This window comes from Mesorhizobium sp. M8A.F.Ca.ET.218.01.1.1 (assembly GCF_004791165.1).
Classification (GTDB): Bacteria; Pseudomonadota; Alphaproteobacteria; order Rhizobiales; family Rhizobiaceae; genus Mesorhizobium.
The window spans coordinates 457,161-477,040 of record NZ_SRUZ01000004.1; the positions used below are offsets into that span (position 1 = coordinate 457,161).

Genomic DNA, 19,880 nt, shown 5'->3' on the forward strand with positions numbered 1-19,880 from the left:
TCTCAGTCCCTGAGGATCATACGGTCGCCCCGCACGTCGAAACCCGACAGCGAGCCGATGAAGTTCATGCCGAGCAGACTTTGGCTCAGCATGCCCGGGGCGGCGACCATCACCGGCATATTCTTGCGCACGATGCCGCCGATTGCCAGCTCGTCGGTCTTGACCGCCGCGGCGCGCGCCATGCCGTTGGCGGTCGAAACCGGTATGGTGTAATTGAGCACCGCCGGATTGAAGCCGGAGGCCTGAGCGTCCTCCGAAGTCAATACGGTGCTGGTCGCGCCGGTGTCGACAACGGCCCGCACCGGATTGCCGTTGACCAGGATGCGCGCCTCGAAGTGACCGTTGTCGGCCTTGTCCAGGGTCACCGTCGCATGACCATCTTCGACGCCGAGCGCAAGCGGACTGCCAGGAACGAGGCCCGCGGTCACGCGGCTGGCGACGTCCTGCAGCTCGTAACGATATTGGTAGCCGGCGATCAGCGCGAGCACGATAGCCGCCCATGCACCGAGGCTGCGGGCCATCACTCCTAGCGGAGCCGACCGCAGCAGGCCGGCGCCGATAAGGGCGCCGAAGGCCCCAAGCCAGATCAGCCGGCCAAAATCGTAGTTCTCCACGCCAAGCGTGCTGCCGGCGGAATCGTTGAGCATGAGCAGGGCTGCCCCCACGCCGATCACCGCCATCACAGTCCAGAACAGCCGGCCGCTCATCCGTCCCTCGCTAGAGTGCGTCGCGTTCGCGCGCCATGCGGGTACGGCGCGTTTCGCGGCGCGGCCGGCGCTCGACCGTTTCCAACCGGGCCGGCAGTTCGGCCATCACATTGCGGCGCGTTTCGGGCGTCATCCCTATCCAGGCGCCGATCTCCTCGCGCGTGCGGCCGCAACCGAAGCAGAAGCCGGTTTTCATATCGATCGAGCAGACCAGGATGCAGGGAGATTCGATGGCCGTCATGACTTTCTCTGGAGGAATCCCATTCGGAATCCGCTCTTCCATCTCCACATGGTGCAACGGCAAAGCCAATGCAAGCCCTCGCGATAGCGCCTTCCGTGGCCGCCTTTGCGGCAAGTCAGGAAGGACGATCGGGGAGGTTGTGCCGATCACGCAACGCGGCTATGCCGCTCCTCCACTCCAGGAACGATTGTCACGACATGACCAGTGCACTGCCTTTCGACGATTTCCGCAATCTGCTCGACAATTTGCCGGCGGCCGACCTCAAAGCTGAAGCGCGCGTGCGCACGCTGTTTGCCAAGGCGGACAAGCCTCGGAATTCGCTTGGCCGCGTCGAGGACATCGCCGCATGGCTCGCCGCATGGAGTGGCCGGGCTCCGCCTGCGGTGACAAGGCCCTTGATGGCTGTCTTTGCCGGTAACCATGGCGTGACCCGACATGGTATTTCGCCGCGTCCGGTTGCGGCCACCGCCAACGCGGTCGAGCTTTGCGCGGCCGGCGGTGCCGCGATCAACCAGATCTGCATTGCCTATGATCTGGGGTTGAAGGTGTTCGATCTTGCCCTGCACATCCCGACCGGCGACATCACAGAGGATGCGGCGCTTGACGAGCGCGGATGCGCGGCCACCATGGCCTTCGGCATGGAAGCGATTGCCGGCGGCACCGACCTGCTTTGCCTCGGCGATCTCGGCGTCGGCAATTCCACCGTCGCCGCCGCCCTGTTCGCCGCGCTGTTCGGCGGCAGGGGCGCCGACTGGGTCGGCCCGGGATCCGGCGCCGACGCGGCGATGCAGGTGCGCAAGGCAGAGGTGGTCGATGCGGCGTTGGCCTTTCACGGCCACCATCTCGAAGATCCGCTGGAGGCCCTGCGCCGGGTTGGCGGCCGCGAGTTCGCGGCGATAGCTGGCGCAATCCTCGCCGCGCGGATGCAGCAGATACCGGTACTGCTCGATGGCTTCGCGGCAACGGCAGCCGCGGCTGTGCTGCATGCAGCAAACCCCGCAGCGCTTGATCATTGTCTTCTCGCCAGCCTGTCGCCGGAGCCCGCGCATGCAAGGGCCGCAGAGCACCTCGGGCTGCGTCCGCTGCTCGATCTCGGCATCGGTCATGGCGAAGGTGCGGGAGCGGCCCTGGCGGCCGGGCTCGTCAAGGCAGCGGCACTGACCAGTTCAGGCATGGCGGCGGCTGTTCGGGGCTAGAGCGTTCGCGCCTCGACGTCTCAACGTCTGAGATTGGGGATACGGTAGACGACCGAGATGTATTTCGAATTCGAGCGTGTCTCGACTATCGAACCGCCAAGGCCTTCCGCGATCCTTCTGCTCGCGACGTTCTCTTCTGCGACAGGATACTCGAAGCAATCCGGATTGAATTCCTCAGACGCCCATGCCGCAACGGCGGCAACGGCCTCACGGCCGATGCCGTTTCCATGTACATCCTCCCTTATCCAAATTCCGATCTCGGGACAGGCAGTCTTGGCCGCGTGAAGGCCGACAAGTCCCAGGCAGCGACCGTCCGCCAACGAACGCGCGACGAAATGCAAACCCGATCCGTCAAGGATCGGGGCAAGCCAGGATCGCCATACCTCGGCAAAGGCCGCTGGTGATCGAGGTGGTTCCCACTGCATGAAACGAGTGATCGCGGGAGTGATGGCGGCAAAGACTTCCGCGGCATCGTCGGACGTGAACAGCTTCAGACGAAGTCGCTCCGATTTGATTTCGACGCCACTGGCATCCCAATCTGCCGTCATTGCGGTCTGCGTGCCTTCTTCCAGTCCTTGTCGACGCAGCTTTGCAGGGGTACTACCGCCGCCGCGCGGCCACCGCCGCGGTCGGCAGCGCCGGCAGTTCCTCCATCACCCGGCTTAGCGGGAAGATGGCGATCGCTTCTGTGCCCTCGCGCAGCTTGGAGTGAAGCTCGAACTCGCCGCCATGCATGGCGAGCAGCCCTTGCACGATCGGCAGGCCAAGCCCGGTGCCTTGCTCGGCGCTCTTGATGGCGATCGAACCCTGGCCGAAGGCTGAAAGCACGACCGGAATCTCGTCCTCGGGAATGCCGGGGCCGTTGTCCTTGATCGAAATGTATTGGCCGCCGCCCGCCGTCCAGCCGACCCGCACGCGGATCTCGCCGCCGGTGGCGGTGAATTTGATGGCGTTGGACAGAAGGTTGAGCGCGATCTGGCGCACGGCGCGCTCGTCGGCGAACAGGCGCGGCAATGTCTGTTCGAAATCCTGGACGACGCGGATGTCCTTGTTGCGCGCCTTCAGCTCCATCATGTGGCAGCAATCCTCGACGATGTTGAGCAACATCACCGGCTCCTCGTTGAGCTGGTAGCGGCCGGCCTCGATGCGCGACAGGTCGAGGATCTCGTTGATCAGGTCAAGCAGGTGCTGGCCTGAATCATGCACGTCATGGGCGTAGTCGCGATAGGTGGGATTGCTCATCGGCCCCAGCACCTCGTTCGCCATCACCTCGGAAAAACCGAGAATGGCGTTGAGCGGCGTGCGCAATTCATGGCTCATCGAAGCGAGGAAACGCGATTTTGCAAGGTTGGCGTCCTCGGCCCGCCGCCGCGCCTCGTCCGACATCGATTTCGCCGTCTCCACTTCGGCGATCAGCGCGTCCTTTTCGGAGCGGAACGACAAGAGTAGCAGGGAGAAGCGATTGAGGTGACTGGCGATATAGGTGAAGAAAGGCAGCGACAGGACAAGCAGCCCGGCCATGATCGCCTCGACCGGCATCCACGATTTGGCCGCGGCATAGGCGTAGAGCGCCACCGGAACCGCGAAGGTCGCCAGCAGCGCTCCGCTCAGGGACGAGGCCATCAGAGCGGTCCCTGCCATGGCAAACAGCAGCACCACCGCCTTGAGCACCTGGAACTGGTCGACCTCGCAGGCGCCGCAGCCCAGCCAGACGAACCAGGCCCAGCCCAGACCGCAAAGGAAATGGCCGACCAGGAATTCCCTTCGCGTTTGCAATGAGTTGAGCTCGGAAGCTTCCGTACGCTCGATGCGCCGCGCCATGAAGACGACTGTCGTATAGCAGGTGAGCGTAAACAACGCCCAGAGCCCGATCTCATTGCCGATGCCGGCCAGACGGCCGGCCGCGGCGATCGCCAGGACGAGCAACGGGATGACCACGGCGCCGCTTGTCATGGCTCGGGCGTGCAGCTTCAGCAGTTCACGGTCGAAATCGGGATTGCCGGCCTGCTGCGAAAGACGGTCGCGCGTCTTGCGCACCGCGCGCGCGACATCGCTGTTGCGATGCCGTTTCCTGCGGTCCACTATGAACTTGTCCGCTGTGTTCGAGCGTTGCAAGGGCATCAAGAGCTTCAATTTATGCGCGCAGCGATTTCAAGGTGTTAAGCTACGTTCGAATGATTAACCAACCGTTTGCCATATGAGCCGTTCCTGGTCGCCAAGGTCGCGCCCGCGGTACGCGGCGCCGCGCCCGACAAGCCCGTGGCGCAAGCTGCTGGACTACGGGCTGGCCGTCATCATTCTGGGGCTGCTGATCCTGCTTGCGGCGCGTCTCGATCGAGTGGAGACGCGCAAGACGCAGGGTGGCGCCATCATCAATGACGGCGACTCGATCACGCTCGGCACCGAGCGCATCCGCATGCGCGGCATCGACGCCCCGGAATACACCCAGACCTGCCGCAAGAACGGCGCCGATTATGCCTGTGGCACGCTGGCGCGCCAATCACTGGTGCGCCTGATCGGCGGCAGGCCGGTCACCTGCAGCGGCTGGCAGCGCGATCGCTATGGCCGGTTGCTCGGCGACTGCAAGGCAGGCGCCACCGACCTCAACCGTGCCCAGGTCGAAGCGGGCTGGGCCGTCGCCTATGGCGACTTCGAAGGCGTGGAAGCGACCGCCCGCGCGGCAAAAGTCGGTATCTGGGCGGGCACGTTCGACCAGCCGCAGGACTGGCGCGACAGCCACCACGGCGATGTCGTGGAGCGAAAACATGGCACGCTGGCGTCGATCGGCGACGCGGCGCGCGAGATATTTCGCTTCTGGTGAAGCGCGTCAGCGGAAAGAAAAGGAGGATCGAAATGAAGCTGTTCGACGGCGGTCGTGCGCCCAACCCACGCCGGGTTCGCGTTTTCCTCGCCGAAAAAGGGATCACGGTTCCGTTGGTGCCCGTCGACATGGGCGCTTTGGAACACAAGCAGCAGTCAGTCAGCTCGCGCAATCCGCTGCGGCGCCTGCCGGTTCTGGAGCTCGATGACGGCACCATCCTCACCGAATCCGTCGCAATCTGCCGCTATTTCGAGGAGCTTTACCCCGAGCCGGCATTGTTCGGGCGCGGCTCGCTTGGCAAGGCACAGGTCGAGATGTGGCAGAGGCGGATGGAGTTCAACCTGCTCAGCAGCGTCGCGCAGGCTTTCCGCCACATCCATCCGGCCATGAAGGAATGGGAAATCCCGCAGATTCCCGAATGGGGCGAGGCCAACAAGCCGAAGGCGGTGGAGTTTCTCAGGCTGCTGGACGCTGAACTCGGCAACCGTGAATTCGCCGCCGGCGACAGCTATTCGATCGCTGACATCACCGGCCTGATCGCGATCGATTTCATGAAGCCGGCACGCATCAAGGTGCCGGAGGAATGCACCAATGTGCTGCGTTGGCATCAGGCTGTCTCGAGCCGGCCGAGTGCCGCCGCTTGAGCGTCGAACTCGACAGGCTCGCCGCGACGGTCCGCGCTTGCCGCATCTGCGTCGACAATCCCGTCGGCAAACCGCTGCCGCATGAGCCGCGTCCGGTGCTGCGACCCTCGTCCAGCGCCCGCATCCTGATCGCCAGCCAGGCTCCGGGGACCAAGGTGCATCTGTCGGGCATGCCATTCACCGACGCTTCCGGCGACCGGCTGCGCAACTGGCTCGATGTGAGCAGCGACGAATTCTACGACATCGAGAAATTCGCCATCGTGCCGATGGGCTTCTGCTTTCCCGGACAAGACTCCAAGGGCGGCGATCTGCCGCCGAGGCGTGAGTGCGCTCCGGCCTGGCGCTCGCCCTTGATGGCGCTGATGCCGCGGATCGATCTGGTGCTGACGATCGGCATCTATGCGCAGACCTGGCACATGGGCGCGGCGCGCCGCCCCTCGCTGACGGAAACGGTGATGAACTGGCGCGCCATCTGGGAGAATTCTGTCGGCCCCAAAGTGCTGCCGCTGCCGCATCCGTCCTGGCGCAACACTGGCTGGTTGAAGCAGAATCCGTGGTTTGAAATGGATTTGCTGCCTTTCCTGCGGTCGGAAATCCGCTATCGCCTCGGCTAGGCATTAAGCAAGAAATCACTCGCTTTTGACGCGAGTGGCAGAATTTCTTTCTTGTGAATGGCCTAAACAAAAGGGAATATAGCGAAACCATTCCACCAGGAGCTTCCGATGGATCGCCTTGACCGAAAAATTCTCCGCCTCCTGCAGGAGGACGCGACGCTTGCGGTCGCCGACGTCGCCAAGAAGGTCGGCCTGTCGACCACACCGTGCTGGCGGCGCATCCAGAAGCTCGAGGAAGAGGGCGTCATCAAGCGGCGCGTCGCCATTCTCGACCACGAAAAGGTCAATGTGCGGGTCACGGTCTTCGTGTCGATCCGCACCAATTCGCACAGCCATGAATGGCTGCGCCGGTTTTCCGAGGTCATCCAGGAATTTCCCGAGGTGGTCGAATTCTATCGCATGAGCGGCGACGTCGATTATCTCTTGCGCGTCGTGGTGCCCGACATCGCCGCCTACGACGCCTTCTACAAACGGCTGATCGCCAAGATCGAGATCCGGGACGTGTCGTCGTCCTTCGCCATGGAGCAGATCAAGTACACGACCGAAATCCCGCTCGACTATATGGTGCTGGACAAGGAGTCGGGCGCGAACGCGGCCTGATCGCGCCGTTCAATTCTTCTTCTTGTTGAGGAAACTCCAGGGCGAGTTCACCGGCAATATGACGGAGTCCGGAACCGTGTCGACGCCCACGACATCGGCTTTGCGTACGGTATAGCCGGACTGGATGACGCTGACGCCGTCGAGAATGAACAACTGGCTTTTCTCCATGTCCGGCTTCAAGTCACCGGTCACGGCGACAGGCTGGTAGGCTTGCGACATCTTGTAGGGATGGGCAGGCGTGACCAGCACGATCTGGTTGGGAGGAGGCGTCGGCATATGGCTGCACGCGCCGGTCCAAGGCACCAGCAGGAACTGATAAACGAGATCGCCGTCGCGATCGACCGGCAATGCATAGCCGGCTAATTGTATCGTTTTGTCCTGCAGGACGACCGACAGCGTCTCGCCGTGATCCGGCAGTTTCGCCGCGATCATCGGCAGGCCGGCGTCTTCGGCGACCGCCTGGGTGACCGGGCGCAAATCCTTCCAGAGGATGTGCGTGGCCTCGGCCGAGGCGCCGGCGGTGGAGCGGGCAAGCGCGGCCGCAAGCGCTATGATCGACTTGAAATGGTTCATGGCCGCATCCCTTTGCGGGCAAGTAAAGACACTGCTGTCGGCGGCGTCAATGCTCGAGCCGCATCACATGGCGGCGAGAACCGGCCATGCCGGTCTCGTGGAAACCGCGGCTGGCAAACATGTCGTGAAAGCCCATGAAACGGTAGCTCGGCGAGGCCTCGTCCACCGGATAGGCTTCTATGATGCGCGCACCATTGGCGAAGGCATGGTCAATGGCAGCATCGAGCAATGCCGTAGCAAGGCCACCGCCGCGCAAGGCCCTTGGCACATAGAAGCAGACGATCGACCACACACCTGTGTCGCCGTCGTCCTGCTGCTTCGATAGCTTACGATAGGTCTCTCGCGGCGCGACCGAGCACCAGGCTACGGCCTTGCCGCCGACATGGGCGAGGATGCCGACCGGCGTGCCAGCATCGATGAGCGCCATCATCTGGCGTTTCTTCTCGTCGGTCTGGGCGGGCTCGGGGCTGTGGCGCCAAGCCATGCACCAGCAATATTTTGGCGCACCCGGCTGCTCGAACAACGTTTCGAAGCTGGCGCGTGTTGCCCGTGTCACCTCGGTGAAAAGGATATCGGCGCCGTCAAACTTTCCTGGCGGCGAGGCGTTCAAGCGTTTTGGCATCCGACAGTTCCTTGGCGGCGTCCTTGCCGATCCAGCGGGCGGTCTTGTCCAGGGAGGTCGCAAGTTTCCGAGCCAGGGCAAGGGCGGGGGCATGCAGGCCCATCGATCGCTTGCCGATCTGCCGCAGCGCCCAATTGACCGCTTTGCGGACGAAGTTTCGCTCATCGCCGGCATAGGATTCGATCAATGGCAGGTAAGGCAGGAACGTCGCGTCCGATTCCTTCTTCAGATGCACGGCTGCCCATGCCAGCATGGCGAAGGCTGTACGGCGGACGAATTCGCGCTCGTCGGCGGCGAACTCTTCGACCAGCTGGCGCCAGAACGGGGTGTCCACGAACAGGTCGGAGACGGTGTCGACGATCTCCCATGAGTCGAAATCGCCGGCCCAGCGGCGGCACTCTTCGATGGCGATCTTTTTCGGCTCGCCGGTGAAGGCCGCCATCAGCCGCGCCTCGCGAATGCCTGTGTCCCATAGCGCGAGGGACCGTTCATGGTTGCGCTTCACCTTGCGCGCCAAGGGCCGCAAGTCCGCATTGCCGATGCCGAGCGCGGTCGCGTTGTTGATGCCGAACCGCGCCATGCCGGCGCGGTTTTCCTCGGTTCCGATCGAACGCAGATGAGCGACGATATCCTGCGCGGTCCAGCCTGGAGCGGGCAGGGACATCGTCGCCTACTTCTCCAGCCGCGCCAGCAGCGAGGACGTGTCCCAGCGCTTGCCGCCCATCGCCTGCACATCCTTGTAGAACTGGTCGACAAGCGCTGTCACCGGCAGCCTGGCGCCGTTGCGGTCGGCCTCCGCCAGGCAGATGCCGAGGTCCTTGCGCATCCAGTCGACGGCGAAACCGAAATCATATTTGCCGGCATTCATGGTCTTGTGCCGGTTTTCCATCTGCCAGGAGCCGGCCGCACCCTTGGAAATCACCTCGATCACCTTTTCGATGTCGAGCCCGGCCTTCTTGCCGAAATGGATGCCTTCCGACAGGCCCTGCACCAGTCCGGCGATGCAGATCTGATTGATCATCTTGGTGAGCTGGCCGGCACCCGCCGACCCCATCAGCCCGACCATGCGGGCAAAGGCGTCGATGACCGGCCTGGCCCTGTCGAACGCAGCCTCATCGCCGCCGACCATCACGGTCAGCACGCCATTCTCGGCGCCGGCCTGGCCACCGGAGACCGGCGCGTCGAGGAATGAGAACCCGCTCGCCTGCGCGGCTTCCGCCAGTTCGCGCGCGACTTCCGCCGAAGCCGTGGTGTTGTCGATAAAGACCGAGCCTTTCTTCATCGCCTTGAAGGCGCCTTCGGACCCTGTGGTCACCGAACGCAAATCGTCGTCATTGCCGACGCAGGAAAAGACGAAATCCTTGCCCTCGGCGGCCTGCGCCGGCGTCGCGGCAAGGTTGCCGCCATGTTGAGCGACCCATTGTTCGGCTTTGGCTTGGGTGCGGTTGTAGACGGTAACGTCGTGGCCGCCCTTGTTCTTCAGGTGTCCGGCCATGGGATAACCCATGACGCCCAGACCGAGAAATGCCACCGATGCCATGCCTTGTCCTTCCGGAGAAACAGAGATTTCAGTTGCGGAAGCTCTAGGCCATGCGACGAATTCGTCAAGGCGCGCACCGTCGCATCGACTGGCACAGGTCGATCAGGAACGGTTCGGCGATGCGTCAGCGATGCAGATGGATGGTGATCCGGCGCTCGATCCATTCGACGCCATGGCGCAGGATCTCGACCATCACCAGATAGACGATGGCGACCCAGACATAGGCCTGGAAGTCGAAGGATTTGGCGTAGGCGAGCTTTGCATTGCCCATGAGATCATAGACCGTGATGATGGCGACGATGGCCGAGGCCTTGATCATCAGAACCAGTTCATTGCCATAGGGCCGCAACGCCACGATGAAGGCCTGCGGCAGGACAACCTTGCGCAGCGTCTGCAGCTTGTGCAGGCCGAGCGAAGCAGCTCCTTCCCATTGGCCCCTGGGCACGCTTTCGATGGCGCCGCGCAGGATCTCGGCCTGGTAGGCCGCGGTGTTGAGCGCGAAGGCGAAGACGCCGCAGTTGAAGGCCTCGCGGAAGAACCACCACAGCCCGACGGATTCAAGCTGCAACCGGAAAGAGCCCAAGCCATAGTAGACGAGGTAGACCTGGACCAGTAGTGGCGTGCCGCGGAAGAAGTAGACGTAGCAGTAGGCAATGCCGGACAGGAAGCGGCTCTTCGACATGCGGCCATAGGTGACGGGCAACGAAAAGATCGCGCCGACCACCATCGAAATCGCCACGAGCGACAGCGTCGTCCACAGGCCCTGCAGATAGGCTGGCGCATATCTGGCAAAGAACTCGCCATTCCAGGCGTAGATGAGATAGGCGAGGATACCGAGGCCGAAGAGTATCCAGAGGCCGACGAGCGCGTACCCGACGATACGGGTGCGCGGCCAGCCGCGTGCCCGCGGCGGCGGCCGGTCGACGGAGATGGCTTGGCTGACGCTCATCGTGCCTCCCTCCGTCCCAGCGAGCGCAAGATGAACCCGGTCGCGATCGATGACAGGATCGCCAGAGCGAGGAAAACCAGCGCGGCCACGCTGTAGAACAGGAAGGCGTGTTTCGTGACACGCGCCGCCACGCCGGCGTTGCGCAAGGTTTCGGCGAGGTTGACGACAGAGACCAGTGCGGTGTCCTTGAGCAGGCTGAGCCAGCAGTTCTCGAGGCCGGGAAAGGCGATGCGCAGCAGCTGAGGCAGGATCACCTTGCGCATGGTCAGCCATGTCGACAGGCCGATCGCGTAGCCGCCCTCATACTGGCCCTTGGGAATGGCGCGAAAGGCGGAAAGAAACACCTCGCTGGCATAGGAGGAAAAGATCAGCGACAGCACGATCATGCCGGCGATGAAGCTGTCGACGTCGATCGTCGCCTCGGGCTTGAAGAGGCGGATGACGTATTGCAGCAGGATGGGCATGCCGAAGAAGAACAGGAACAGCGTCACCAGTTCCGGCAGGCCGCGAAACACGGTGGTGTAGATGTTGGCGGCCACCCGCAGCGACGGTTCTTCGGATTGCTTGGCCCAGGCTACGAAAAAGCCGATCGTCAGGCCGATCGGCAGCGTGGCAAGGGCAAGCACGATGGTGACCAACGCGCCATAGGCAATATCGTCACTCCAGCCCTCGGGTCCCCAACTCAGCAGTGTCCATATGCTTTGGGCTGGCATTGACTGGTCTTACCCCACGGCGCACCCGAGATGAACAAGGCGGCAGGGGACCCCTGCCGCCTTGGCAACAGACTATCAGGACTCGGCGCCGTAGACGTCGAACTTGAAGTACTTGTCGTTGATTTCCTTATATTTTCCGTTGGCACGGATGGCGTCTATGGCGGAATTCAGCTTGTTGACCAAGTCGGTATCGCCCTTGCGAACGGCGATGCCGGCGCCGGGTCCGAAGATTTCGACCGGTTGCGGCGAGGGCTGGCCGAGGATCTTGCAGCAGGCGCCGTCTGGCGAATCAAGCCACTGCTGCAGCACGACGATATCGTCCTCGATGGCGTCGAGACGGCCATTGGCAAGATCTGCCTGCTCCTCGGGGCTGCTCGGATAGCCCTTGACGGTGCTGTCGGTGTAGGTCTTCGAGGCATAGTTGAAATGCGTCGTCGTGGTGGCCACACCGATGTTCTTGCCGGCGAGGTCTTCCTTGGTCACGCCCTTCAGAGGCGAATCCTTCGGCACGGCGATTGCGGACGGCGTATTGTAGTATTTGTGCGAGAAGTCGACCTTCTCCTTCCTCTCCGGCGTGATCGACATCGAGGCGACGATGGCGTCGAACTTGCCGGCCTGAAGTGCGGGAATGATGCCGTCCCAATCCTGGGCCACGAAGGTGCACTTGACCTTCATCTCATCGCAAAGCGCCTTGGCGATGTCGATGTCGAAGCCGACAAGCTGGCCATCGGCGGTGAGGTTGTTGAATGGGGGGTAGGCGCCCTCGGTGCCGATCCTCAGGGTCTTTTCCTGGGCCTGGGCTACGCCGAGCGTCAGCAGCGCAGCCGATGCGGCGAGCGCGATACGCAGTGTAATACGCATGATAGTCCTCTCTTTATGGTCCCGGCCGTCGTTCCGAAACGGCTCTGAGGGGCGGTGCTTTTGACCGCCCGCTGGGCCGATACTCCCACTCTTTCCAAGAAAAAAGCAACTGCAAAACCGCCAAAATCGGCAATGGGCTTCTGCCGTTACGTTACTTCTCAAGCAACGAGGTCGGTCGTTCGCTCGATGAAGTCGGCTATGGATTTCGTGTCGTCGAGGTCGAACACCGGCAAGCTCTGGCCGGTGATGGCGAAATCCGCGGCGATGGCGACGATATTGGGATCACCCGCCGCAAGCGGCGTCCGCTCCTTTGCTTCCAGTCGCCTCGTTTCGATCTTGCGGTGGGGTTCGCGCTTGTAGCCTTCCACCAGCACGATGTCGCATGGGGCGAGCCGCGAGAGGATGGCGTCCAGCGGCGGCTCATCCTCGCCGCGCAACTCGTGCATCAACGCCCAACGATTGCCTGACACGATCGCAACCTCGGTGGCGCCGGCCTGGCGATGGCGGAAGCTGTCCGCGCCTGGCTTGTCGATGTCGAAATCATGGTGGGCGTGTTTGACCGTCGATACCTTCCAGCCGCGCCGCACGAGCTCGGCGACCAACTTCTCGGTCAGTGTGGTCTTGCCGGAGTTTTTCCAGCCGGTGATGCCGAAGACGCGTCTGTTCATGACGTCATGCTCTGCAACAGGCGCGCGGCCTGGGCAAGATCGTCCGGCACATTGATGTTGAAGAAAGGATCGATGGATTGTCCGGCGGATTGCAGGATCGGGAATTCGACCTCGACATGGCCGTGCCGTTCGATGAAGGCCGAAACCCGCTTGTTGTGCTCATCGACCAGGAAATGCCGCAAGGCGTCGCGGCATCCGACCGGCCATAGCGCGAAGGTCGGGTGCAGCCTGCCTGCCGAGAAAGCGACCGCGATCGAACCGGGACGTTCGCCGGCCGCCGCCTCCAGACGATCGACGAGATCCAGCGGCAGGAAAGGCGTGTCGCCGGCAGCGGTGACGATCGCCTTGCAAGGCGTGCCGGCAGCGGCCCATTCGAGGCCGGTAAGAATTCCGGCAAGCGGCCCGGCGAAGCCCTCGACGGTATCGGCGAGCACCGGTAGCCCGAAACGGGCGAACCGCGCCGGGTCGCCATTGGCGCTAAGCGCCAGGGTCTCGAACTGCGGGCCAAACCGCGACAGGATCTGGTCAAGCACACAGCCGTCGCCAAGCGGCAAAAGGCTTTTATCGCCACCGCCCATCCGTCTCGATTGGCCACCCGTCAGAATGATCCCTGCGACATCCCGATTCATTCTGCCCAGCCTGTACGCCAACCCGTGAAATCGCAAGCGACTTCACGGGCGGGTAGTGCATCAGTTTGAAATCCGGCGCTTTACGCGCGCGAGGCCTTCAACCAAGCCAATGATGAGCTAGCCACGCGAGGTACAATCCGGCTATGGCCGCATAGATAAAGCCGACCGGACCTTTGGGCATGGGCTTATGGTGCGCCACGCGTAGCCGTGGCGGCCGATAACATTTGCCGTTGTGAGACGATTAGCTTTTGCTCCAACTCGCGGCGCCCTTCCTCCCTTGCCCGCTTTGAATCCAGGCGCTCCTGAGCGTAGAGTTGTCTCGCATGTTCCGAGGCCGAGAGTGAGTTTTCGTCTAGCCACGCTTTGAACTTGCCGGGTCTTATGAGGACTTTGGCGTGGGTGAAGCCGCGGCGGTGTAGCCGTTCCGCCTTGGAAGCTTCGAAATCGGCGTGCCACTCTTCCCAAGTCGCCCGCATGTCATCGGCACCAGGAAGCTGGCGGATGCGAGGATAATCCTTGGCAGTGTAAGCTGAGATAGCCCTGACTTTGCTGGCCATTGCAGATCTCCCCCTTGTTCCAAGAAGAGGGTGCGACATCCTAGGGCTTGATGTCCAGATGGCGTATCGAGCCGCATCGCCCCGCCAGAGCTAGGGATAACTGCCTTTTTCACACAACATATTCAAGGCCCGCCATTTTCAAACTGATGCACTACCCACGGGCGCGGCTAGATTCCGTCCGGCGCCATGGCCGGCCCAGTGCTTTCGGCGACGATCCTTCGCCGACCGACGATGCGCTCGCGATAAAGCGCATAGAGACCCGAGCCGACGACTATTGCCGCACCGGCGATCATCGGCATGTCCGGCACGTCACCGAAGATGATCAAGCCAAGCAGGATCGACCAGAGGAGCGCGGTGTAGCGGAACGGCGCAATGAAGGAGATCTCGCCCGAACGCATCGCCATGATGATGAATTGATAGCCGATCAGCACCAGCACCGCGGCCAATGCCAGCAGCGCCGTGCCTTTGCCGGTCATCGGGGTCCAGCCACCCATCGGCGTCAACAGGAAGGCGCCGACGACGGTCATGGCAAGCGCTGTGGCGGTCGAGACCAGCATCGTCGGGATGGCCTGGGGGATGCGTTTGGTGGCGAGGTCCCGCACCGTGCAGCACGCGACGGATGCCAGCGCCACCAGCGAGTAAACGCTGAAGCCCTCGAAACCCGGCCGCACGATGATCATGACCCCGGCAAAACCGATAGCGATCGCCAGCCAGCGCCGCCAGCCGACCGTTTCGCCGAAAAACAGCGCCGCGCCCATCGTCACCGCCAGGGGCAGCGCTTGCAAGACGGCCGAAACACTGCCAATCGGCAAATGCGCGAGCGCAACCAGGAAGGACACGGTAGCGCCCGCTTCACTCAGCACACGGATCGCCACCAGTGGCTGCAGCATCAGGCGAGGCTGGAAAAGCGCGCCACGTTGCCAGGCCAGCAGGCCGACGAAGAGCGAGGCGAACGCCCCTCTGATCAGCATGACTTGCGCCATGTTCATCGACTGTGAAGAGTATTTGGTAATGGCGTCGTTGAGCGTGAAGCCAACCATCGCCACCACCATGAACAACGCGCCGCGAAGATTTGGGGAAAGGGGCAAGACACCTACCGATTGCCTGAGCAAGCAAGCCTGTAACAGCCCGCCACGAAACAGCAATGGCAAAGGGCTGGGCCAGCACCGGATACACATCGTCGCCGGCGTGAAATCATCCCGGATCAGGCACGAATTCGGTCGGAAGGCGGCGTCGTCTCCCGACACTTGTACAGCCGAGGCGACGTCTATTTCTTCGGCGTCAGCACCTCGGTGCCGTTGCCGTCCTTGCCGGCGATGGTCCACAGGCCATGCAGCGACCCGTCATCCTCGACCTTGTAGACGACGAGGCCGATATCCTTGCCCATGACGTAGCCGGCGGAGAATGCATTGTCGTTGCGCATGCAGATGCCATCCGAAGACGAGCCGCCCGTCTCCCAATGGATCGCGCAGGTGGTCCCGCTGGTCAGTGTGATGGTGGCTTCGCCATCATAGGCCGAACCGTCGAAATTGGTGCCGGCGACGGTGTAAGTGCCGCCGATCGACTGGGCAGCCGCGGGCAGGGCGGCCAGGCCGAGCAGGGCGAAGGAAAGAAGAAGTTCGCGCATGATGTAATCCCCCGAGAAAGCGAAGAACCGCTACGGAACGGAGGCTAGGCGGGAAACCGTCACCAGTAAATCAGACCGATATTTGCGGACAAAGATTTGTTTGCGGTGTGGCTAAAATGCTGATGGCCGCCTACGGCTCATGGCCCCTTGAGGCTGCCGGCGATGACGCCGACCAACAGGTCATATTTCGATTTCAGCGCCGGCGGATAATCGATCCAGACCGTGCGGATGACGCCATCCCTGCCAAACAGCCGCCGCTCATAAAAGATCTTTCCATCCTTCACGCCCGACAGCACCGCCCAGTCCTTGCCCGCTTTGCTGTAGGTGACTTCGTACCCTGGTTCATTGCTCGCCTTTTCGCCGGCAATGAACCCCTTCGGCGTGTCGTCATCGACATTGAATATGCCGGAGCAGGTCAGGCTGGCGCCGTCCGCGCTCAGCCACATCTGGCCGTCGCCATTTTCAGGCTCGGGCTGGCGATCGGTGAAGATATCGCCGGGAAAGGTGCAGACGGTGCCGAAGCGCTCGTTCACATAGGTGGATTGCGCGGCAATAGCGGTGGTCGCCGAGACCACGGCTAGCGATGCCACGATTGAATAGAGCCACCGCATGTCTGACCCGAAGCCGATGATTGCGGGGCAATTCTTGCACAGACAGACGAGAAGGTCAGCCGCCCGTGACACTCATATGGCGTGACACCGAAGGGCGGCTGGTGCGGCGGTCGATGATGAAGTCATGACCTTTCGGCTTGCGGCCGATGGCTTCGTCTATGGCGTCAGCGACAAGTTCGTTGCCTTCGGACGCGCGCAACGGCGCGCGCAGATCGGCCGCATCCTCCTGGCCAAGGCACATATAGAGCGTGCCCGTGCAGGTCAGCCTGACCCGGTTGCAGCTTTCGCAGAAATTATGCGTCATCGGCGTGATGAAGCCGAGTTTTCCGCCGGTCTCGGCGACATGGACATAACGGGCCGGGCCACCGGTCTTGAAGGGGATATCGGTCAGCGTGAACTGGCGCTCAAGCGAAGCGCGCAGCAGCGACAGCGGCAGATACTGGTCGGTGCGGTCGGCGTCGATCTCGCCCATCGGCATGGTCTCGATGACGGTCAGGTCCATGCCGCGGCCATGCGCCCAGCGCATCATCTCGGGCAGTTCGACGTCGTTGAAATCCTTCAACGCCACCGCATTGAGCTTGACTTTCAATCCGGCCGCCTGAGCCGCGTCGATGCCGGCCATGACCTTGCCGAGATTGCCCCAGCGCGTGATGGCGTGGAATTTGTCGGCATCGAGCGTGTCGAGCGAAACGTTGATGCGCTTGACACCACGATCGGCGAGTTCGGCGGCGAAGCGCGAAAGCTGCGAGCCGTTGGTGGTCAGCGTCAGCTCTTCCAGCGCGCCGCTTTCGAGGTGCCGCGAAAGCTGGCGCACCAAGTGCATGATGTTCTTGCGCACCAGCGGCTCACCCCCGGTGAGGCGCAACCGCTTGACACCCTTTTCGATGAACACGGTGCAGAGCCGGTCGAGTTCTTCCAGCGACAACAGGTCCTTCTTGGGCAGGAAGGCCATATCCTCGGCCATGCAATAGGTGCAGCGGAAATCGCAGCGGTCGGTGACCGACACTCTGAGATAGCTGATCGTGCGACCGAAGGGGTCGATCATGTTCATGTTCGAGCGTTTCCGTGGCCGTTAACGGCGTCGTTATATACAGCTATGTGATACGATCCAGCCCGCCATTCAAGATAGCTTGCCTTGATCTTTGGTAACATTCCCCGACCGACATTGCGTGTCGGACGCCGTTGACGCCTTTGCGTACGGAGCGAAGCAGCGTAGGGAAGGGGAATTCAAGCAGGATCGACCATGACGGCGCCGAAAGAACTGAGGGTCTCGAAGGACCGCAAGCTGCTCACCGTGACGTTTCCGGGCCACCAGCCGTTCGAGCTGCCGGCGGAGTTGCTGCGCGTGGCGTCGCCTTCCGCGGAAGTGCAGGGTCATTCGCCGGAACAAAGGGTGACGGTTCCCGGCAAACGCAATGTGGCCATCCTGAACATCGAACCGGTCGGCAATTACGCCGTGCGCATCACCTTCGATGATTTCCATGACACCGGCATCTTCACCTGGAATTACCTGCACACGCTCGGCCACGAGAAGGACGCACGCTGGAGCGTCTATCTCGCGGAACTCGCCGAGAAGGGCCTGAGCCGCGATCGTTAGCCGCCATTGCGTCGTCAAAACGTCACGTGTCGGGAGTAGGGGCGGCGGATCGGGAGACGGAAAATGTCGGTCATCACCACAATCGAACAACTCGAAGCCCTTTACGGACTGCCCGGCGAAGCCTCCGTGGTCAAGGAACTCGACCATGTCATTCCCGAATACGCCGCCTTTATCGAAGCGTCCCCCTTCGTCGCTCTCGCGACCAGCGGCCCAGAGGGGCTGGACTGTTCGCCGCGCGGCGATCTCGCGGGCTTCGTGCGTATCGTCGATGCGAAAACGCTGATGATGCCGGACCGGCGCGGCAACAACCGTGCCGATTCGTTGAAGAACATCATCCGCGACCCGCGCGTCGGCCTGCTGTTCCTGGTGCCGGGCTCCGGTACGACGCTGCGCATCAATGGCCGGGCGCATATCACCACGGATGCGGCGTCGTGCGCGTCGTTCATGGTCGACGGCAAGCCGGCGCGTTCGGTCACGGTGATCGATGTCGATTCGGTCTATTTCCAGTGCGCCCGGGCGATCGTGCGGTCGGAACTGTGGAATCCGGAGAGGCATGTCGATCCGAAATCGCTGCCGACACCCGGAAAGATCCTGGAAATCACCAGCCGCAAGAATATCGACGGCGAAACCTACGACAGGGAATGGCCGGAGCGGGCTAAAAAATCGATGTGGTAGTGAGTTGAGGGCGGAAAGGCCGATCACGCCTCGTTCAGCACGTCATAGATCTTGCGCATCTGCTCGCCGATCATGTCGCATTGTTCCGGCGTCGACTGGCTCATCGCCTTCTCGATCAGCGCCATATGCACTTTCAGCGCCTGCATCAGCAGCGCCTCGCCGCCTTCGGTCAGCGTAAGCCGCAAGATGCGCTTGTCCTTCTCATCGCCTTCCCGCCGCAGTAGGCCACGCGCCTCGAGCTGCGGCAACAGCATGGTGATGTTGGAGCGGCCGACGAGCAGCTTGCGGGCAAGGTCGTGCTGCGACATGCCGGGATGGCGATAGAGGTTCATCAGCACGTCGAGTTGCGCTGGCTTCAGGTCGAGCGGCGCGAGTTTCACCGCCAGCGTGCGCTCCAGCACATGGCACGCGCGCGCCACCGCGACCCAGTTGCGAAAACGCGGGTTGTCCCAGGGTAGCTCTTGTTTATTGTTCATCTTTGAACTATTATGTTCATGCTTGAACGTATGGATGGATTCTGACTATGGCATCATTCGGGCTGAAGGTCATCCGCGGTGTGTTTGGTGCGGCCGAACATGTCGCGCCGCGCATCACCGGACGCGCGGCTTTCGAATTGTTCTGCCGTACGCCAAGCATCAGGACATTGACTGACGGCGAGCGCCGCGCCATCGACCGCGCCGCGGAGTTCATGGCCGAGGCGCGGCATCACCGGCTGAAAACCGCGACCGGCTGCGTCATGGTTCATGAATTTCGTCCCGAGCCCGGCCGCGAGCCTGCCGGCAGCGTCCTTGTCATCCATGGCTGGCGCTCGCGCACCGAATATATGCGCGCCCTGATCGAAGGTTTTCGCGCTGCCGGCTATAGGGTCGTCTCGCTCGACCTTCCCGGTCACGGCCATTCGCAGGGCAGGCACCTGAACATGGTCAACGCCGTCGAAGCCGCCAGAGTGGCCGGCGAATGGTTCGGGCCGTTCGTGGCCGCCGTCGGCCATTCCTTCGGCGGCGCCGTCGCCACCAACGCCGTTGCCGGTTCCGTCAAGGATATCCCGCCGCTGGCGGCCGCACGCCTCGTGCTGATCGCGGCACCGAGCTCGCTGCCGGCAATCTTCGCCGACTTCAGCCGCATGCTTAATGTCGGTCCCCGCTCGCAGATCGCCATGGCCGACCGTGTTGAATATCTCTCTGGCCGGCCATTGCATGAATTCACCGGTGACCGCCAGCTCGCCCAGGCGCCCGTGCCGACGCTGGTCATTCATGCTCCCGATGACCGTGAAGTGCCGGCTGAACACGCACGACGCTATGCTGGCGCAGGCGACCATGTGCGGCTTCACTGGGCCGATGGGCTTGGCCATCGCCGCATTCTGGCCGACAAGGGCGTGGTCGAACGCGCCGTCGGCTTCGTGACCACGCAGCGCGGGGCGTCGCTGGCCCACTGA

General features: G+C 62.5%; 27 protein-coding genes. 8 read left to right on the top strand and 19 right to left on the bottom strand.

Annotation, left to right across the window (positions count from 1 at the left end; translation table 11 throughout):
- Window positions 1-2: 2 nt before the first annotated feature.
- Both EN861_RS18155 and EN861_RS18160 read right to left on the bottom strand, forming a co-directional pair.
- Window positions 3-707 (bottom strand): TIGR02281 family clan AA aspartic protease, encoded by a 705-nt coding sequence (locus EN861_RS18155; RefSeq protein ID WP_135864778.1) that lies wholly within the window; start codon window positions 705-707, stop codon window positions 3-5.
- A 10-nt stretch (window positions 708-717) separates the two neighbouring features.
- Window positions 718-948, bottom strand: coding sequence for a DUF1289 domain-containing protein (locus EN861_RS18160; protein ID WP_135864890.1), 231 nt, complete (start codon window positions 946-948; stop codon window positions 718-720).
- Window positions 949-1,145: 197 nt separating this feature from the next.
- Here EN861_RS18160 and EN861_RS18165 point away from each other — a divergent pair, with 197 nt between their 5' ends.
- Window positions 1,146-2,144: a nicotinate-nucleotide--dimethylbenzimidazole phosphoribosyltransferase gene (locus EN861_RS18165; protein WP_135864780.1), complete on the top strand. Its 999-nt coding sequence runs from the start codon at window positions 1,146-1,148 to the stop codon at window positions 2,142-2,144.
- Between the two features lie 20 nt (window positions 2,145-2,164).
- Here EN861_RS18165 and EN861_RS18170 read toward each other — a convergent pair whose 3' ends face one another.
- Window positions 2,165-2,692 carry a GNAT family N-acetyltransferase gene (locus tag EN861_RS18170; RefSeq protein WP_135864782.1) on the bottom strand — a complete coding sequence of 176 codons (528 nt, stop codon included), beginning with the start codon at window positions 2,690-2,692 and terminating at the stop codon, window positions 2,165-2,167.
- 52 nt (window positions 2,693-2,744) lie between these two features.
- Window positions 2,745-4,265: an ATP-binding protein gene (locus EN861_RS18175; RefSeq protein WP_127277774.1), complete on the bottom strand. Its 1,521-nt coding sequence runs from the start codon at window positions 4,263-4,265 to the stop codon at window positions 2,745-2,747.
- A 76-nt stretch (window positions 4,266-4,341) separates the two neighbouring features.
- Between EN861_RS18175 and EN861_RS18180 the strand changes: the two genes are divergently transcribed.
- The 4 genes from EN861_RS18180 (at window position 4,342) to EN861_RS18195 (ending at window position 6,823) form a co-directional block, all read left to right on the top strand.
- Window positions 4,342-4,965 (top strand): thermonuclease family protein, encoded by a 624-nt coding sequence (locus tag EN861_RS18180; RefSeq protein ID WP_127277775.1) that lies wholly within the window; start codon window positions 4,342-4,344, stop codon window positions 4,963-4,965.
- 32 nt (window positions 4,966-4,997) lie between these two features.
- On the top strand, window positions 4,998-5,609 hold the full coding sequence (locus tag EN861_RS18185) for a glutathione S-transferase (protein ID WP_127277776.1): 612 nt from the start codon (window positions 4,998-5,000) through the stop codon (window positions 5,607-5,609).
- Complete coding sequence (locus EN861_RS18190) at window positions 5,549-6,223, top strand: uracil-DNA glycosylase family protein (protein WP_127277777.1); 675 nt, start codon at window positions 5,549-5,551, stop codon at window positions 6,221-6,223. The genes EN861_RS18185 and EN861_RS18190 overlap by 61 nt, the downstream gene beginning before the upstream one ends.
- Window positions 6,224-6,331: 108 nt before the next feature.
- Window positions 6,332-6,823 (top strand): Lrp/AsnC family transcriptional regulator, encoded by a 492-nt coding sequence (locus tag EN861_RS18195; RefSeq protein WP_006205209.1) that lies wholly within the window; start codon window positions 6,332-6,334, stop codon window positions 6,821-6,823.
- 9 nt (window positions 6,824-6,832) lie between these two features.
- Here EN861_RS18195 and EN861_RS18200 read toward each other — a convergent pair whose 3' ends face one another.
- From EN861_RS18200 to moaA, 14 genes are all read right to left on the bottom strand, one after another.
- Window positions 6,833-7,396: a DUF3299 domain-containing protein gene (locus tag EN861_RS18200; RefSeq protein ID WP_127277778.1), complete on the bottom strand. Its 564-nt coding sequence runs from the start codon at window positions 7,394-7,396 to the stop codon at window positions 6,833-6,835.
- Between the two features lie 46 nt (window positions 7,397-7,442).
- A complete protein-coding gene (locus tag EN861_RS18205) occupies window positions 7,443-8,018 on the bottom strand; it encodes a GNAT family N-acetyltransferase (protein WP_127277779.1) in 576 nt (191 codons plus the stop codon).
- The gene (locus EN861_RS18210) at window positions 7,978-8,682 is read right to left on the bottom strand and encodes a DNA alkylation repair protein (RefSeq protein ID WP_135864785.1); all 705 of its coding nucleotides are present in this window, start codon (window positions 8,680-8,682) and stop codon (window positions 7,978-7,980) included. The genes EN861_RS18205 and EN861_RS18210 overlap by 41 nt, the downstream gene beginning before the upstream one ends.
- A gap of 6 nt (window positions 8,683-8,688) precedes the next feature.
- Window positions 8,689-9,558, bottom strand: a complete 870-nt coding sequence (locus EN861_RS18215) for an NAD(P)-dependent oxidoreductase (RefSeq protein ID WP_127279905.1) — start codon at window positions 9,556-9,558, stop codon at window positions 8,689-8,691.
- 124 nt (window positions 9,559-9,682) lie between these two features.
- Entirely contained in the window at window positions 9,683-10,507 is an 825-nt protein-coding gene (locus tag EN861_RS18220; protein ID WP_127279906.1) for an ABC transporter permease, read from the bottom strand.
- Window positions 10,504-11,220, bottom strand: coding sequence for an ABC transporter permease (locus EN861_RS18225; RefSeq protein WP_127279907.1), 717 nt, complete (start codon window positions 11,218-11,220; stop codon window positions 10,504-10,506). Before EN861_RS18225 ends, EN861_RS18220 begins: the two co-directional genes overlap by 4 nt.
- A gap of 75 nt (window positions 11,221-11,295) precedes the next feature.
- Window positions 11,296-12,081, bottom strand: a complete 786-nt coding sequence (locus EN861_RS18230) for an ABC transporter substrate-binding protein (RefSeq protein WP_127279908.1) — start codon at window positions 12,079-12,081, stop codon at window positions 11,296-11,298.
- A gap of 158 nt (window positions 12,082-12,239) precedes the next feature.
- Window positions 12,240-12,749, bottom strand: a complete 510-nt coding sequence (gene mobB, locus EN861_RS18235; protein WP_127279909.1) for a molybdopterin-guanine dinucleotide biosynthesis protein B — start codon at window positions 12,747-12,749, stop codon at window positions 12,240-12,242.
- The gene (mobA, locus tag EN861_RS18240) at window positions 12,746-13,378 is read right to left on the bottom strand and encodes a molybdenum cofactor guanylyltransferase MobA (RefSeq protein ID WP_127279910.1); all 633 of its coding nucleotides are present in this window, start codon (window positions 13,376-13,378) and stop codon (window positions 12,746-12,748) included. The genes mobB and mobA overlap by 4 nt, the downstream gene beginning before the upstream one ends.
- Before the next feature lie 185 nt (window positions 13,379-13,563).
- On the bottom strand, window positions 13,564-13,935 hold the full coding sequence (locus tag EN861_RS18245) for a hypothetical protein (protein ID WP_135864787.1): 372 nt from the start codon (window positions 13,933-13,935) through the stop codon (window positions 13,564-13,566).
- Between the two features lie 167 nt (window positions 13,936-14,102).
- A complete protein-coding gene (locus EN861_RS18250; protein WP_135864790.1) occupies window positions 14,103-15,023 on the bottom strand; it encodes a DMT family transporter in 921 nt (306 codons plus the stop codon).
- Between the two features lie 179 nt (window positions 15,024-15,202).
- Window positions 15,203-15,562 carry a hypothetical protein gene (locus EN861_RS18255; protein WP_127279947.1) on the bottom strand — a complete coding sequence of 120 codons (360 nt, stop codon included), beginning with the start codon at window positions 15,560-15,562 and terminating at the stop codon, window positions 15,203-15,205.
- A 137-nt stretch (window positions 15,563-15,699) separates the two neighbouring features.
- Window positions 15,700-16,152, bottom strand: a complete 453-nt coding sequence (locus EN861_RS18260; protein WP_245512060.1) for a hypothetical protein — start codon at window positions 16,150-16,152, stop codon at window positions 15,700-15,702.
- Window positions 16,153-16,228: 76 nt separating this feature from the next.
- A complete protein-coding gene (gene moaA / locus EN861_RS18265; protein ID WP_127279945.1) occupies window positions 16,229-17,224 on the bottom strand; it encodes a GTP 3',8-cyclase MoaA in 996 nt (331 codons plus the stop codon).
- A 192-nt stretch (window positions 17,225-17,416) separates the two neighbouring features.
- Here moaA and EN861_RS18270 point away from each other — a divergent pair, with 192 nt between their 5' ends.
- Window positions 17,417-17,770 (top strand): DUF971 domain-containing protein, encoded by a 354-nt coding sequence (locus EN861_RS18270; protein WP_127872450.1) that lies wholly within the window; start codon window positions 17,417-17,419, stop codon window positions 17,768-17,770.
- A gap of 63 nt (window positions 17,771-17,833) precedes the next feature.
- Window positions 17,834-18,445: a pyridoxamine 5'-phosphate oxidase family protein gene (locus tag EN861_RS18275; protein WP_135864793.1), complete on the top strand. Its 612-nt coding sequence runs from the start codon at window positions 17,834-17,836 to the stop codon at window positions 18,443-18,445.
- Window positions 18,446-18,468: 23 nt separating this feature from the next.
- Here the strand turns inward: EN861_RS18275 and EN861_RS18280 are convergent, their stop codons facing one another.
- Window positions 18,469-18,921 (bottom strand): MarR family transcriptional regulator, encoded by a 453-nt coding sequence (locus EN861_RS18280; RefSeq protein ID WP_127279942.1) that lies wholly within the window; start codon window positions 18,919-18,921, stop codon window positions 18,469-18,471.
- A 47-nt stretch (window positions 18,922-18,968) separates the two neighbouring features.
- Here EN861_RS18280 and EN861_RS18285 point away from each other — a divergent pair, with 47 nt between their 5' ends.
- Window positions 18,969-19,880, top strand: a complete 912-nt coding sequence (locus EN861_RS18285) for an alpha/beta fold hydrolase (protein ID WP_127872448.1) — start codon at window positions 18,969-18,971, stop codon at window positions 19,878-19,880.

Bases quoted from the DNA above. Each gene is read 5' to 3' on its own strand.
- EN861_RS18195 (WP_006205209.1), top strand. From the start codon at position 6,332: ATGGATCGCCTTGACCGAAAAATTCTCCGCCTCCTGCAGGAGGACGCG.
- EN861_RS18155 (WP_135864778.1), bottom strand. From the start codon at position 707: ATGAGCGGCCGGCTGTTCTGGACTGTGATGGCGGTGATCGGCGTGGGG.
- EN861_RS18160 (WP_135864890.1), bottom strand. From the start codon at position 948: ATGACGGCCATCGAATCTCCCTGCATCCTGGTCTGCTCGATCGATATG.
- EN861_RS18280 (WP_127279942.1), bottom strand. From the start codon at position 18,921: ATGAACAATAAACAAGAGCTACCCTGGGACAACCCGCGTTTTCGCAAC.
- EN861_RS18170 (WP_135864782.1), bottom strand. From the start codon at position 2,692: ATGACGGCAGATTGGGATGCCAGTGGCGTCGAAATCAAATCGGAGCGA.
- moaA (WP_127279945.1), bottom strand. From the start codon at position 17,224: ATGAACATGATCGACCCCTTCGGTCGCACGATCAGCTATCTCAGAGTG.
- EN861_RS18225 (WP_127279907.1), bottom strand. From the start codon at position 11,220: ATGCCAGCCCAAAGCATATGGACACTGCTGAGTTGGGGACCCGAGGGC.
- EN861_RS18220 (WP_127279906.1), bottom strand. From the start codon at position 10,507: ATGAGCGTCAGCCAAGCCATCTCCGTCGACCGGCCGCCGCCGCGGGCA.
- EN861_RS18275 (WP_135864793.1), top strand. From the start codon at position 17,834: ATGTCGGTCATCACCACAATCGAACAACTCGAAGCCCTTTACGGACTG.
- EN861_RS18230 (WP_127279908.1), bottom strand. From the start codon at position 12,081: ATGCGTATTACACTGCGTATCGCGCTCGCCGCATCGGCTGCGCTGCTG.
- EN861_RS18175 (WP_127277774.1), bottom strand. From the start codon at position 4,265: ATGCCCTTGCAACGCTCGAACACAGCGGACAAGTTCATAGTGGACCGC.
- EN861_RS18180 (WP_127277775.1), top strand. From the start codon at position 4,342: ATGAGCCGTTCCTGGTCGCCAAGGTCGCGCCCGCGGTACGCGGCGCCG.
- EN861_RS18255 (WP_127279947.1), bottom strand. From the start codon at position 15,562: ATGCGCGAACTTCTTCTTTCCTTCGCCCTGCTCGGCCTGGCCGCCCTG.
- EN861_RS18165 (WP_135864780.1), top strand. From the start codon at position 1,146: ATGACCAGTGCACTGCCTTTCGACGATTTCCGCAATCTGCTCGACAAT.
- mobA (WP_127279910.1), bottom strand. From the start codon at position 13,378: ATGAATCGGGATGTCGCAGGGATCATTCTGACGGGTGGCCAATCGAGA.
- mobB (WP_127279909.1), bottom strand. From the start codon at position 12,749: ATGAACAGACGCGTCTTCGGCATCACCGGCTGGAAAAACTCCGGCAAG.
- EN861_RS18245 (WP_135864787.1), bottom strand. From the start codon at position 13,935: ATGGCCAGCAAAGTCAGGGCTATCTCAGCTTACACTGCCAAGGATTAT.
- EN861_RS18200 (WP_127277778.1), bottom strand. From the start codon at position 7,396: ATGAACCATTTCAAGTCGATCATAGCGCTTGCGGCCGCGCTTGCCCGC.
- EN861_RS18205 (WP_127277779.1), bottom strand. From the start codon at position 8,018: ATGCCAAAACGCTTGAACGCCTCGCCGCCAGGAAAGTTTGACGGCGCC.
- EN861_RS18190 (WP_127277777.1), top strand. From the start codon at position 5,549: ATGCACCAATGTGCTGCGTTGGCATCAGGCTGTCTCGAGCCGGCCGAG.
- EN861_RS18270 (WP_127872450.1), top strand. From the start codon at position 17,417: ATGACGGCGCCGAAAGAACTGAGGGTCTCGAAGGACCGCAAGCTGCTC.
- EN861_RS18285 (WP_127872448.1), top strand. From the start codon at position 18,969: ATGGCATCATTCGGGCTGAAGGTCATCCGCGGTGTGTTTGGTGCGGCC.
- EN861_RS18185 (WP_127277776.1), top strand. From the start codon at position 4,998: ATGAAGCTGTTCGACGGCGGTCGTGCGCCCAACCCACGCCGGGTTCGC.
- EN861_RS18210 (WP_135864785.1), bottom strand. From the start codon at position 8,682: ATGTCCCTGCCCGCTCCAGGCTGGACCGCGCAGGATATCGTCGCTCAT.
- EN861_RS18215 (WP_127279905.1), bottom strand. From the start codon at position 9,558: ATGGCATCGGTGGCATTTCTCGGTCTGGGCGTCATGGGTTATCCCATG.